This is a genomic window from Achromobacter arsenitoxydans SY8 (assembly GCF_000236785.1).
Classification (GTDB): Bacteria; Pseudomonadota; Gammaproteobacteria; order Burkholderiales; family Burkholderiaceae_B; genus Achromobacter; species Achromobacter arsenitoxydans.
The window spans coordinates 105,279-118,240 of record NZ_AGUF01000040.1; the positions used below are offsets into that span (position 1 = coordinate 105,279).

General features: G+C 65.5%; 11 protein-coding genes and 1 pseudogene. 4 read left to right on the forward strand and 8 right to left on the reverse strand.

Annotated features, from left to right (window positions below):
• Positions 1–36: 36 nt before the first annotated feature.
• The 3 genes from nrfD to KYC_RS09990 form a co-directional block, all read right to left on the reverse strand.
• Positions 37–1,071: an NrfD/PsrC family molybdoenzyme membrane anchor subunit gene (gene nrfD, locus KYC_RS09980; protein WP_008161563.1), complete on the reverse strand. Its 1,035-nt coding sequence runs from the start codon at positions 1,069–1,071 to the stop codon at positions 37–39.
• Between the two features lie 19 nt (positions 1,072–1,090).
• Entirely contained in the window at positions 1,091–1,864 is a 774-nt protein-coding gene (gene dsrO, locus KYC_RS09985; RefSeq protein WP_008161566.1) for a sulfate reduction electron transfer complex DsrMKJOP subunit DsrO, read from the reverse strand.
• Between the two features lie 119 nt (positions 1,865–1,983).
• Complete coding sequence (locus tag KYC_RS09990) at positions 1,984–2,529, reverse strand: DNA-deoxyinosine glycosylase (RefSeq protein ID WP_008161569.1); 546 nt, start codon at positions 2,527–2,529, stop codon at positions 1,984–1,986.
• 171 nt (positions 2,530–2,700) lie between these two features.
• On the opposite strand from KYC_RS09990, the gene KYC_RS09995 reads away from it, so the two are divergent.
• Positions 2,701–3,564, forward strand: coding sequence for a pirin family protein (locus KYC_RS09995; RefSeq protein WP_008161571.1), 864 nt, complete (start codon positions 2,701–2,703; stop codon positions 3,562–3,564).
• 173 nt (positions 3,565–3,737) lie between these two features.
• Here KYC_RS09995 and KYC_RS10005 read toward each other — a convergent pair.
• Positions 3,738–4,640 (reverse strand): annotated as a pseudogene (locus KYC_RS10005) (LysR family transcriptional regulator).
• Between the two features lie 84 nt (positions 4,641–4,724).
• Here KYC_RS10005 and KYC_RS10010 point away from each other — a divergent pair.
• Together KYC_RS10010 and KYC_RS10015 are read left to right on the forward strand one after the other, a co-directional pair.
• Positions 4,725–5,669 (forward strand): alpha/beta hydrolase, encoded by a 945-nt coding sequence (locus KYC_RS10010; RefSeq protein WP_043518040.1) that lies wholly within the window; start codon positions 4,725–4,727, stop codon positions 5,667–5,669.
• Positions 5,670–5,698: 29 nt separating this feature from the next.
• Positions 5,699–6,679 carry a Bug family tripartite tricarboxylate transporter substrate binding protein gene (locus KYC_RS10015; protein WP_008161578.1) on the forward strand — a complete coding sequence of 327 codons (981 nt, stop codon included), beginning with the start codon at positions 5,699–5,701 and terminating at the stop codon, positions 6,677–6,679.
• A gap of 40 nt (positions 6,680–6,719) precedes the next feature.
• Here the strand turns inward: KYC_RS10015 and KYC_RS10020 are convergent, their stop codons facing one another.
• The 3 genes from KYC_RS10020 to KYC_RS10030 all read right to left on the reverse strand — a co-directional run bounded on the left by KYC_RS10020 (position 6,720) and on the right by KYC_RS10030 (position 11,159).
• The gene (locus KYC_RS10020; RefSeq protein WP_008161580.1) at positions 6,720–7,355 is read right to left on the reverse strand and encodes a class I SAM-dependent DNA methyltransferase; all 636 of its coding nucleotides are present in this window, start codon (positions 7,353–7,355) and stop codon (positions 6,720–6,722) included.
• A 186-nt stretch (positions 7,356–7,541) separates the two neighbouring features.
• Positions 7,542–9,398 (reverse strand): phosphoenolpyruvate carboxykinase (GTP), encoded by a 1,857-nt coding sequence (locus KYC_RS10025; RefSeq protein WP_008161582.1) that lies wholly within the window; start codon positions 9,396–9,398, stop codon positions 7,542–7,544.
• Between the two features lie 141 nt (positions 9,399–9,539).
• The gene (locus tag KYC_RS10030; RefSeq protein WP_008161584.1) at positions 9,540–11,159 is read right to left on the reverse strand and encodes an acyl-CoA synthetase; all 1,620 of its coding nucleotides are present in this window, start codon (positions 11,157–11,159) and stop codon (positions 9,540–9,542) included.
• Between the two features lie 165 nt (positions 11,160–11,324).
• Between KYC_RS10030 and KYC_RS10035 the strand changes: the two genes are divergently transcribed.
• Positions 11,325–12,050, forward strand: coding sequence for a TetR/AcrR family transcriptional regulator (locus KYC_RS10035; protein WP_043518042.1), 726 nt, complete (start codon positions 11,325–11,327; stop codon positions 12,048–12,050).
• Here KYC_RS10035 and KYC_RS10040 read toward each other — a convergent pair.
• Entirely contained in the window at positions 12,014–12,925 is a 912-nt protein-coding gene (locus KYC_RS10040) for an SDR family oxidoreductase (RefSeq protein ID WP_008161592.1), read from the reverse strand. The genes KYC_RS10035 and KYC_RS10040 overlap by 37 nt on opposite strands.
• Positions 12,926–12,962: the final 37 nt, after the last annotated feature.

Sequence of the window (12,962 nt, forward strand, 5' to 3'; positions counted from 1 at the left end):
CTATCTTTTCCCTGTTCTTTCGTCTTGCGGCCGGTCTCAGGCCGCCACGGCGCGCGCGCGGGCGGGGAACAGCTCCAGCGCCCAGGTCACGGCCGCAACCAGCGCGACGCACAGACCCAGCACGCCGACCATGCCCAGCAGCCCGTCGCTGCCCCACGGCATTTCGTACAGGTAGAGTCCGGCGCCGTACTTGGGCACGCCCTGCACGCTCATGAAGACCACCCAGCGGAAGATCCACGCCGCGCCCAGCATGGTCAGCGCCAGCGCGGCCGACGGCAGCGGCGCCGCCAGCGTGCGCCAGGGGCGCTGCAGCAGCGCGATGATGCAGAAGACCGTGATCACCGCGCCCGCCAGGCTGACGCGCCATATCGGAAAGTCGGCGAACAGGCGCAGCGCGGCGTCGAACGACGGCTCCAGGCCCACCACGCCCAGCACGGCCCAGGCGCCCGCGCCCAGCGCGATCAGCACGATCGCGGTCACGCTCAGGCGGCGCAGCATGTCCACCGGCAGCGCGCGCATGCCGCCCGGCAGCCAGCGCCCGACCAGGAACATGGCGCCCAGCGCCCCCAGCCACGCCGTCAGCGCAAAGTTCACCGGCAGGAATACGGTGTGCCACAGGGGCCGCGAACGCAGCACCATCACCTCGGCGCCCGTGTAGACCAGGATCGACAGCGCGGACAGCGCCAGCGCCACGGCGACCACGCGCACCCAGCCCATCCGCCCCCACCACCAGGCCGCGCAGAACAGCAGGGCCAAGGTCACGAACACCGGCAGCAGCAAGGCGCCCAGCCACATCCACGACCACGGCGTAACATGCGCATAGAAGTGCCAAAAGCGGCCGGGCTGATGCAGGTCGGCAAGCAGCGACACGGGTGCGGCGATGGCGCTGACCAGCAGCACCGTCGTCGCGGCCGGCAGCAGGCGGCGAGCCGACGAATCCGCGCGCCCGAAAGCCGCAAAGGCGGCCGTCAGCGCGGTGGTGGCGGCAATGCCGATCAGGAAGAAATACTGCACGGCCCAAGGCAGCCAGGCGGCGTCGTAGACCGGCGTAAGCAATTCAGAGATTTGCATGAGAGTCCCCTTCGATGGCTCAGTGGCCGCCCGCCAGGCGCACGCCGGCCTGGCCGTCCACCTGATGCACGAACGCATCGGGCAGGCCGATGTAATAGACGTGGGGGTCGGTCTTCATCTCGGGCTTGAGCACCTTGATGTCGGCCTTGTGCTCGGCCAGCAGGCGCGAGATGGCGCTGTCGGGATCGTTCAGGTCGCCGATCACGCGCGCGCCGCCGACGCAGCTTTCCACGCAGGCCGGCAGCAGGCCGGCTTCCAGGCGGTGTTCGCAGAACGTGCACTTGTCCGCGGTCTGGGTCTCGTGATTGATGAAGCGGGCGTCATAGGGACAGGCCTGCACGCAGTAGCCACAGCCGACGCAGCGTTCGTTGTCGACCAGCACGATGCCGTCTTCCCGCTGAAAAGTGGCCTGCACCGGACAGACCGGCACGCAGGGGGGCTTGTCGCAGTGGTTGCACAGGCGCGGCAGCATGACCATGGCGCACGGGCCGCCGGCATCCGGCGTCACTTCGTACTGCAGCACGGTCGTGCGGAACTGCCCGATCGGGGGCACGTTCTCCAGCGAACAGCTCACCGTACAGGACTGGCAGCCGATGCATTTGCGCATGTCGACCACCATGCCGTAGCGCTTGCCGGCCATGCCGGGCCGGCGCGGCGGCTGGCCGTTGATGCCGGTCGCGGCTTCCGCGTGGATGGGAATGACGGTGGCGGCGGCGCCTAGCCCAAGCAGGCCTTTTAGAAAGCCGCGCTTGCCCGGGAGAGGGGTTTCCGGGGGGCTGTTAGGGGTGTGCATAGATAAACTCCGAAACATATAGCTGTTACGGAAATTAACTTATCACCCGTAGTTATATAGAGCCTTGATATCAGTCAATGGGGACAGATTAACAACAGGCTTTGGCCCAACGCGGCGCATTAACGATCCGAAATCGTCAGCGCCGGCGCCCAGGCCGCCAGCTTCTGGTCGAACGACGCAGCGGCATGGGCCGGACTGGTGGAAGGCAGCTCGACATACTGCAGGGGCGCGCCGGCCAGGCGAGGCAGCACGTGGCGGCGGTACATCGCGGCCGCCTTGGCGCCGTTGAAGCAGATACGGACGATGGACGGATGGCTGTCCAGGAACTGCTGGAAGTCGTTGGGCACGAGCGTGTCGCCGCGGATATCGGCGTCCAGGCTGCCGGGCCGCTCGCAGGCCTGCAGCACGTCCCAGAGCGCCACGCCGCCCGCTTGCAGCGCCTGCAGGCGCGCGGGGTAGTCCAGCCCGGGATCAAATCCCAGGATGCGGGCCGCCAGCGGCCAGAACGCGTTGCGCGGATGCGCGTAGTACTGGACCTGCCTGAGCGAGGCGACGCCGGGCATGGATCCCAGCACCAGCACGCGCGCCCCGGCGGAGGCCACCGGGGCAAAACCCCACACCTGTGCATCGCGCCGGCCCAGGGCGCTGTTCGAATCTGATTCCATTTTCGGGAGCATACTTCCCAGGAAAATCCCGGCGCCCTGCTCCCCACCCGATCGTCCGATCCATGGAACAGTGCTTATCGGTTTTGGGGTCTACCGGAACTATCGTTCCGCCCTTATCTTCATTCTTATGACGAACGGCCCCGATGGGGCCGCGCAATAGGAAACCTCATCATGAAGAAGATTCTCGGTTTGCATGCCAGCCCCCGTCCCCACTGGGTGGGCGACGGCTTCCCGGTGCGCTCCATGTTCTCGTACAACGACAAGGGCAAGAACACCAGCCCCTTCCTGCTGCTGGACTACGCCGGCCCGGCCGAATTCGGACCGGCCAGCCAGCCTCGCGGCGTCGGCCGGCATCCGCATCGCGGCTTTGAAACCGTGACCATCGTCTACAGCGGCGAAGTCGAGCACCGCGATTCCACCGGCAACGGCGGCGTCATCGGTCCCGGCGACGTGCAATGGATGACGGCGGCCTCGGGCATCCTGCACGAGGAGTTCCATTCCCATGCTTTCACCCGCACGGGCGGCAAGCTGGAAATGGTGCAGCTCTGGGTCAACCTGCCCGCCAAGGACAAGAAGGCGGCGGCGGGCTACCAGGGCATCCTCAGCGCGGACATTCCCGTGGTAGCGCTGCCGGACGACGCCGGCTCGCTGCGGGTAATCGCGGGCAGCTATGCCGGCCAGGCCGGACCGGCGCGCACCTTCACGCCGATGGACGTGTGGGACGTGAAGCTGGCCGCGGGCAAGTCGGCGACCTTCCCCATCCCCGCGGGGCGCAACAGCATGCTGGTGATGCTGCGCGGCACGGTGCTGGTCAACGGCGAATCGGTCGCTCGCGACGCGCAACTGGCCCTGTTCTCGCAAGAGGGCGAGGACATCACCGTCGAAGCCAACAACGACGCGGTGTTCCTGGTCCTGAGCGGCGAGCCGATCAATGAGCCGGTCGTCGGCTACGGGCCCTTCGTGATGAACTCGCAAGAGGAAATCGTGGAGGCCATCCAGGACTTCAACGCTGGACGTTACGGCCAGATGCACTGAGGCCGGCTGGACGCGCGCCTATCCGTCGGTATGCACCGGACTCAGCTTACTGACGCGATAGGCGCCCGGCAAGTTCTTCGGCATCGTCATCGCCTTGATGCTGGCCCTCTCGTTGGCCGTGTGCGGCCTGGAGACTGCCTTGGCGAGGCACGCTGGGTGCCTGGCCTGCGCTTCTAGGACGCAGTGCTTTGAAAATGGTCGTGAATTAGACGAACCATCAGACGTGCGGCCGGCGAAAGAGGTGCGTCAGTCCTGTAGACGATCTGGAACTCTCTGACGATGTCGGGATCGGTAATGGGCGCGATGCAGAGGTTGTGTGCTCGCGCGTCAAAGAGCGCAGGCATCACTGTCACGAAGGCGGCGGTTTGCACCAGGCTGATCATGGTCGCGAGCTGGTCCACTTCCAGCTTTCAAGGCCGGGGAATCCCATTCGCCTGCAGAACGCCGTCGATCTGCAGGCGCGTTGAACTGAGAGGATTCAAGCCTATTACAGGAAGATCGACCAGTTGGCGCCAGGTTACCTTCCTAATAGCGGGCTCCGCACCCGATCGCTTTGCGTACACCAGGTTGAAGTCGTACGTGGCGACCTTTTGCACGGTGAGGGACTCCGGAAATGGGACGGGGGTCGTCACTCCAAACTCGACCTCGCCGTTTTCCACGAGTTTCGTCACGACCGTCGCATTCGCATCGCGAATGCGCACATAAGTACCCGGATACGCTGCATAGAAGGCCGGAAGCACCTTGGGAATGACGGAATATCCGACCGATGCGACCGTACCGAACGCCAACGTGCGCCCCTCGCCCTTTGCGGACCGGGCGGCTTCCGCCAGCGATGCGTCGAGCGAACTGATCGCCGGAAGCACGCGTTCGTACAGGGCTTTGCCAAGCGGAGCAACCACCAGCCGGCGCGTTGTGCGCTCGAACAGTTTGCCCCCTATCTCACTTTCCAGCTTCGCGATGCGCCTGCTAAGCGCCGACGTAGTGATGCACAGCACCGATGCAGCCGCAGTGTACTGACCGCAGCGCACCAGGCAGCAGAACGCCCGCAGATCGTCGATGTCGTAATTTATTCCCATACCGCAATAATTGTTGATATTTATTCGATTGACGAAAATATAGCCTGGAAAGCATTCTTCGGTCCTCGATAGCAGGACGGATTTATGCAACTAAGCGGCGTTTCATTGAAATCGGTGAGCTCCTTTTTTATTGAAGGAAGCACTGCAGTGCTTGAAGGCTTGCCCATAGAGCACAGAAGCATGGTCCTTAACGGGTACCCGCGGGAAGTCGATCCGAATGGCGAACACGTGTACGGGCAGATGTATGTCCAGGAGTTCCGCCTGACGAACCCGCGTCATCCCGAGCCGGTGCTGCTTTGGCACGGCGGCGGCATGACGGGATGCACTTGGGAGACCACGCCCGACGGCCGACCCGGCTGGCTCATGCGCTTTCTGGAAGCGGGCTACGACGTCCTCGTCAGCGATGCGGTCGAGCGCGGTCGTTCGTCGTGGGCAAGGTTCCCCGAGGTCTACAAGGATTCCCCCGTGTTCCGACCAAAGAAAGAGGGTTGGACGACGTTCCGGATTGGTCCTGAATACAGCCCCGATCCGGCCGCGCGGATCGCGTTCCCCGGACAGTTGTTTCCTGTGGAGCACTTCGATTCATTTGTGAACCAATGGGTCCCCCGCTGGCCTGGCCATGAATCGCTGATCCTCGCAGCGTATGAGGCGCTCGTTGATCGCATTGGGTCCTGCCACATCGTGGCGCACAGTCAGGGGGCTGGTTTTGCAGCCGAAATAGCGCGGCGGCGGCCCGATTCGGTCGTATCTGTGGTCGGCGTTGAGCCGGGAGGGATGCCCCGGCCGGCATCGACCGGCCGACTACCCCGGCACCTGATCGTATGGGGGGACTTTATCGAGCCATCCGGCGCCCATTGGACCAACTACCGACGGCAGGCCGACGAATACCTTGCGAGTATCGCCTCGCGCGCCGACATCACGGTCATCGACTTGCCGGCAGACGGAATCAAGGGCAACTCGCACTTTCCCATGATGGATCGCAACAGCGACAAGGTCTTTCAGCGCGTAGACGCTTGGATCAGTCGATAGATGACCACAATCAACACAACGGAGACAACATGAATCGCCTTAATTTTGCTGTTCGCACCATCGCTATCGGCCTGGGACTGGCCGCATCCAACAGCTTTGCGGCAGAGGGGTATCCCACGCAACCCGTGAAGATGATTGTCGGTTATGCGCCTGGTGGCTCCGTCGACACCTTTGCGCGTATCGTCGCCCCAAAGTTGGGTGCCGAGCTCGGACAGCCCATCGTCATCGAGAACGTCCCTGGAGCTGGTGGAATTATCGCGGTAACCCGCGCCGTGAATGCAAAGCCGGACGGCTACACCATCCTGATGGGAATTGTCTCTGACGTTGTGATTGCCCCCCTGGTGCAGAACTCCGCCAAGTACACCTACAAGGATTTGACCGCTATCGCCCCATTGGGGATCAGCGGTGTTGGTTTGGTCGCGAATCCTCAATTGGGTATCCGAACGTTTGGAGACCTCATCCGGCGTGCAAAGGCGGAGCCCGGAAAACTCACCTACGGCGCGACTGGCGTCGGCTCATTGCCCGCGATCGCGATGGAGAGCTTTAAGAAGACGACCGGCGCCGATATCACGTTCATCCCGTACGCCAGCGCGTCTAAGATCGCGACGGACGTAATTGGCGGCAACGTAGATCTGGCGATTTCGGGGTTGCCCGCCCTCCTGGAATTCATCAAGAGTGGCCGGGTGACGCCTATTGGCGTCATGAGCCACGAGCGAGACATTGGCAACCTGGAGATGCCCTCCGCAGGCGAAACGCCTGAGCTCAAGGGCATGGATTACTACTTTTGGACAGGGATCTTCGCTCCTGGCGAGACGCCCGAGCCAGTCGTGAAGAAACTGAACGCAGCTTTCGCGCGTGTCATGGCCCAACCTGACGTACAGGAGCGGTTCAAAGCACTGGGGGTGAAAGTAAGTCCGCCGACAAGTCCTGGTCAGTTCGGACAGTTTGTCGCCAATAGCCACCAGCAATGGGCAACTGCAATCCAGGAAGCCGGCGTTCCCAAGCAGTAGCAGCTTTGCGCGGACAGTGGGGCAAACGACTCGCGCGACGCTAGCCCTGCTCCACCCGCCGCCACACGCTCGCCAGCCAAGGCTGCTGCTCTCGCGGCAGCCCGTCCGGCCGGTAGTAGTGTTCAAGCTCCTGGAAGCCGGCCTGTTCCAGCAGGGCGCGCCATCCGTCCAGATCGTGGTACGCCCCATAGCGCCCGCGATTCCAGCCTTCCTGGTTGCCGCCCCGGGGATTCGAGCTGAACAGCACGCCGCGCGGCCGCAAGGCGTTCCGCAGCTCGCGCAGCACCCGCGGCAATTCCTGTCCCGGCACATGGAACAGCACGGCGTTCGCGAAGATGCCGTCGAAGCGCCCGGCCGGCAGCGCCAGCCGCAGGAAATCCTGGTGCCATACCTCGCAGCCGCTGGCCGCCCGCGCCATGCCGACGAAGCGCGGCGCGCCGTCCAGGCCCACCGGCCGATGGCCTAGCGCGGCGAACGTCTTCAGGTCGCGGCCCGGCCCGCAGCCCAGGTCCAGGATGTCGTACGGCGGTTCGCCCTCGATGTGGCGCAGCAGCGCGGCGATATTCTGGCTGACGTCGTGGTCGCGCGTGCCGGCTTCGAACGAGACGGCGTTCTCGTCGTAGTGAGCCAGGGTCAGGGCGGAGATCTTGGCGAGGTCTTCGGGATCGAGTTTCATGGAACGATTGTGCATGAAAGGCGCCTATCGTGGCCGGCGCGCTGGACGGCATCGCCGCTGGCGGACGCGCCTGAACGCCGGCAGCGCCAGGCCGCCGGCAAGATCGCCGGCCTGGCCGACGGCCCAATAAAAAACCCGCCTGCTAGGTGAAAGCAGGCGGGTTTTCAGTGTGGGAGCCTGGTAACGTCAGGCCGCCAGGCGCCCTTCGATCTGCGTCTTGGTGGCCGGAAGTTCGTCGGGCAGGCCCTGGGCCAGCTGGCCGAACAGTTCCTGGTGCAGCGCCAGTTCGTCGCGCCACGCGGCGGCGTCCACCGACATGACCTGCTCGAACTTGTCCGGGCTGAATTCCAGGCCGGTCCAGTCGATGTCCTGGTAGCTGGGCGAAATGCCGAACACCTGGTCCACGCCCTTGGACTGGCCGTCGATGCGGCCCAGCATCCAGCGCAGCACGCGCATGTTGTCGCCAAAGCCCGGCCACACGAACTTGCCGTCCGGCCCCTTGCGGAACCAGTTCACGCAGTAGATGCGCGGCAAGGTGGCGCCGGCGGCTTCCAGCTGCTTGCCCAGCTTGAGCCAGTGGCCGAAGTAGTCGCTCATGTTGTAGCCGCAGAACGGCAGCATGGCGAACGGATCGCGGCGCACCACGCCTTGCTGGCCGGCAGCGGCGGCGGTGGTTTCCGAGCCCATCGTGGCGGCCATGTAGACGCCTTCGACCCAGTTGCGAGCCTCGGTGACCAGCGGCACGGTGGTCGAGCGGCGGCCGCCGAAGATGAAGGCGTCGATGACCACGCCCTTGGGGTTTTCCCATTCGGGGTCGATGGACGGGCACTGCGCGGCCGGCGCGGTGAAGCGCGCGTTCGGGTGCGCGGCCTTGCGGCCGGTTTCGCGCGCGATTTCGGGCGTCCAGTCCTTGCCCTGCCAGTCGACCAGGTGCGCGGGCGGGGTGTCGGTCATGCCTTCCCACCAGACGTCGCCGTCGTCGGTCAGCGCGACGTTGGTGAAGATGACGTTGGCCTTGAGCGTGGCCATGGCGTTGAAGTTGGTCTGCTCGCTGGTGCCCGGCGCCACGCCGAAGTAGCCGGCCTCGGGGTTGATGGCGTGCAGGCGGCCGTCCGGGCCCGGCTTGATCCAGGCGATATCGTCGCCGATGGTGGTGACCTTCCAGCCGTCCATGCCCTGCGGCGGGATCAGCATGGCGAAGTTGGTCTTGCCGCAGGCCGACGGGAAGGCGGCGGCGACGTGGTACTTGCGGCCCTTGGGCGAGGTGACGCCCAGGATCAGCATGTGTTCGGCCAGCCAGCCCTGGTCGCGGCCCATGGTGGACGCAATGCGCAGCGCGAAGCACTTCTTGCCCAGCAGCGCGTTGCCGCCGTAGCCCGAGCCGTAGCTCCAGATTTCGCGGGTCTTGGGGAAATGGACGATGTACTTGGTGGGGTTGCACGGCCAGGCCACGTCGGCTTCGCCGGCGGCCAGGGGCTTGCCCACGGTATGCAGGCAGGGCACGAAGTCGCCGTCCGTGCCCAGCACGTCATAGACCTGCTTGCCCATGCGCGTCATGATGCGCATGTTGACCGCCACGTAGGGGCTGTCGGACAGTTCCACGCCAATGTGCGCGATGTCCGAGCCCAGCGGGCCCATCGAGAACGGCACCACATACAGCGTGCGGCCGCGCATCGAGCCGTCGAACAGGCCGTTGAGCGTGTCGCGCATTTCCGCGGGATCGGCCCAGTTGTTGGTGGGGCCGGCGTCTTCCTCGCGGTCGGAACAGATGAAGGTGCGGTCTTCGACCCGCGCCACGTCGGACGGGTCGGACCAGGCCAGGTATGAATTAGGGCGCTTCGCGGGGTTCAGCCTGCGCATGGTGCCGGCCTGGACCATTTGTTCGCAAAGGCGGTCGTACTCTTCCTGCGAGCCGTCGCACCACACGACATGGTCCGGCTTGGCCAGCGCGACGAAACTGGCGACCCAGTCGATCAGTCCGCGGTGCTTGACGTACGCGGGTACGTTCAAGGCTGCCAGTCCCCCGTCCAAAGGCTTATTCATTGGGGTTATCTCCATACTAAGGCTAATGGGCATACGGCCCCAATTGCGTGGGGCCGTATACAGTTTGCGCCATCATACTTGCAGCGCCGGGCAACCCGTCAACCCATCCTCATGGAGGAGATTGTCACCGGGTGAGACGATTCAGGCCGCGCTTTCATCGCGCAGCGCCTTGCGGATAATCTTGCCGGTCGCGGTGGTCGGCAAACTGGTTACAAAGCGGATGACGCGCGGGTACTCGTGCGCCGCAAGACGCGTGCGCACGTGCTCCTGCAGCGCCTTGACCAGCGCGTCGTCGCCCTCGTAGCCCTCGTTCAGCACGACGAACGCCGCCACGACCTCGGTTCGCTGGGCGTCCGGCAGGCCCACCACCGCCGCCATCCGGACGGCCGGATGCCCGATCAGGCAGTCCTCGATGGGCGCCGGGCCGATCCGGTAGCCGGCGCTGGTGATGACGTCGTCGTTGCGGCCGACAAAGCGGATGAAGCCCTGCGCATCGCGCACGCCGATGTCGCCGGTCAGCAGGTAATCACCGACGAACTTGTCGGCGGTCGCCTGCGGGTTGTTCCAGTAGCCCAGGAACATGACGGGGTCCGGCCGCTTTACGCCGATGTTTCCCTCTTGTCCATCCGCCACCTCGGCGCCCGTGTCATCCACAATAGCAACGCGATGGCCGGGCGCGGCCCGCCCGATCGCCCCGATGCAGGGGTCGAACAGCGACGAGCACGAGGACACCAGCATGTTGCATTCGGTTTGGCCATAGAACTCATTGATGGTCACGCCCAGGACGCGGCGGCCCCAGTCGATCAGCTCGGCGCCCAGAGACTCGCCGCCGCTGGCCACCGACCGCAGCGCCCGGGGGCCGGCCGCCTCGGGCCACTCGCAGCCGCGCATCATCTTCAGCGCGGTGGGCGGCAGGAAGGTGTGCGTCACGCCGTGGCGCGCCATGAGTTCCAGCGCCGAGGCCCCGTCGAATTTCTCGAAGCGCCGCGCCAGCACCGGCACGCCGTGGTGCCAGGACGGCAGCAGCACGTCCAGCAGGCCGCCGATCCAGGCCCAGTCGGCCGGCGTCCACATCAGGGCGGCGTTTTCCGGGAAGAATTCGTGCGACATTTCGACGCCCGGCAGATGCCCGAGCAAAACGCGATGCGCATGCAGCGCGCCCTTGGGCTTGCCGGTGGTGCCCGACGTATAAATGATGACGGCCGGGTCGTCGGCCGAGGTGGACACGGGCTGATAGGCGTCGGATTCCCGGGCCAGCGCCGGATGAAACGGCACGGTCCCGTCCTCTTCCCCGTCGATGCAATAGATCACCTTCAAGCCGGGCAGGCTGGCGCGGATCTCGCGCAGCTTGCGGCAACCTTCCGCGTCGGTGATCAGCGCAGCCGCGCCGCTGTTGGCCAGCCGGTACTGGATGGCGTCCACGCCGAACAGGGTGAAGAGCGGCACCGCCACCCCGCCCATCTTGTAGACGGCGATATGCGCGACTGCGGTTTCAGGCGCCTGCGGCAGGTAGATCGCCACGCGGTCGCCGCGCTGGATGCCGTGGCGCTCCAGGCTGTTGGCCAGCCGGTTGGACTGCGCCTTGATCTGGTCGAAGGTATAGCGCGTCTGGGCGCCGTCGCTCTTTTCGTAGATCAGCGCCAGACGGCCGCTGCCGTCGGCCCATTTATCGCAGGCGTCGACGCCGATGTTGTAGGCCGCCGGCACCTGCCATTGGAACTGGGACACGAGCTGCGTGTAGGAATCGGCTCTGGACAGCATGGTTTGTCTCTGATGTTGTTTTGGATAATCCAGGACTGCTCAATCCGTGGCGCGGCCGGCGGGCAGCGCCGCCTGGGCCGCCTTGCCACGGACTTGACCCTGGCTCAATAATAAAGGTCCCTGTCGTCGGCGAGAACCCGCGCCGCCCCCAATCTTCCGGCCCGAATGGAAAAAGCCTCCGCCGTCCCGATGCGCCGCCCGCCGGCCAGCGCCAAATCCGAACAACGCATCCGCGACATCCTGCGCGTCGCGCGGCTTGTCTTCTCCGAATCCGGCTTCCAGGCGGCCACCACGACCGAAATCGCGCAGCGCCTGGGCGTGTCGGAAGCCACCATCTTCACCTACTTCGGCGGCAAGCGGGAACTCTGCGTGCGGGTGATCAGCGACTGGTACGACGAAATCATCTCCAAGGTGGAAGACAACCTGCCGCACGTCCACGGGGCGCGCGCCCAGCTTCATTACCTGGTCCACACGCATCTGCGCCACCTGCTGGCCGAGGGCCCCGGCCTGTGCGCCTTCATCCTGTCCGAAGGACGTGCGCGCAACGACGACTTCGGCGAAATCTACGCCGACCTGCAGCGCCGCTACACCGCCCCGCTGATGCGCATCCTGGCCCAGGGCCAGGCGGATGGCGACATCCGCGGCGACATGCCGCTGCGGCTGCTGCGGTCGGCGGTTTACGGGCCGATGGAACACGTGCTGTGGGACGCGATGCTGCGCGGCGCGCGCGGCGACATTGCCGCCACCGCCGACCACCTGGTCGGCTTCCTGTGGCAGGCCCTGCAGCCGCCACGCCGGGACACGCTGGCGCTGGCGCAGTTCCGCGGCGAGGTGCAAAACGCCCTGCACCGCCTTCAGGCCTCTGAAAACAGCGACGGCGGCGCGTACTGAGGAAAGCCGTTGTAGGTCTCGCCGCGTTCGGCGGGCGCAAGCCGCCAGGAATGGCGCGCATTGGGCACGCCGCCGTCTACGCGGATCACTGTGCCATTGATGAACGCCGCGGCCGGCGACAGCAGGAAGACCACTGCCGCGGCCAGTTCGGCCTCGGTGCCGAAGCGCTGCAGCGGCACCTTGGTCTTGAGGTCGCGCAGCACGCTGCGGTACTCCTCGTCATAGCTGTCCATGCCGCTGGAGGCGATCCAGCCCGGCGCGACCGCGTTGACGCGCACGCCGGCATGCGCCCATTCGCAGGCGGCGGTCTCGGTCAGGTTCCAGACCCCGGCGCGAGCGGCCCCGGAATGGCCCATGCCCGGCATGCCGCCCCAGATGTCGGCCAGCATGTTCACGATGGCGCCGCCGTGCTGGCGCATGTGCTGTGTGTAGACCTCGCGCGACACCAGGAAAGTGCCGTGCAGATTGTTCTGCACCACAGCATTCCAGCCGTTGAAGCTGATGCGGTCCAGCGGGGCGGGAAACTGGCCGCCGGCGCAGTTGAACAACCCGTCGATGGCGCCGTGCTCGGCCAGCGCCTGGGCAACCAAGGCGCGCACGCCGGCCTCATCCCGGATGTCGCAGGCGTGCTGGCTGATGCGGCCGGCGGCCTCGGGGTAGATCCGGGCGATCTCCCCGGCTGTCGCTCGCAGCTTGTCGGGGTTGCGGCCCACCAGGGCCAGGCCGGCGCCCAGGGCGGCCAGTTCGTGCGCCGTGCAGCGGCCCAGTCCGCTGCCGCCGCCGGTCACCATCACGGTCTTGCCGTCGTACAGCCCGGGGCGGAAAACCGATGCGTAGCGCTGATCGGCGGCCGGGCCGCCTGCCTGCTCGTTCATGTCTCTCTCCATTATTTTTTTGAGGATAACTCAATAC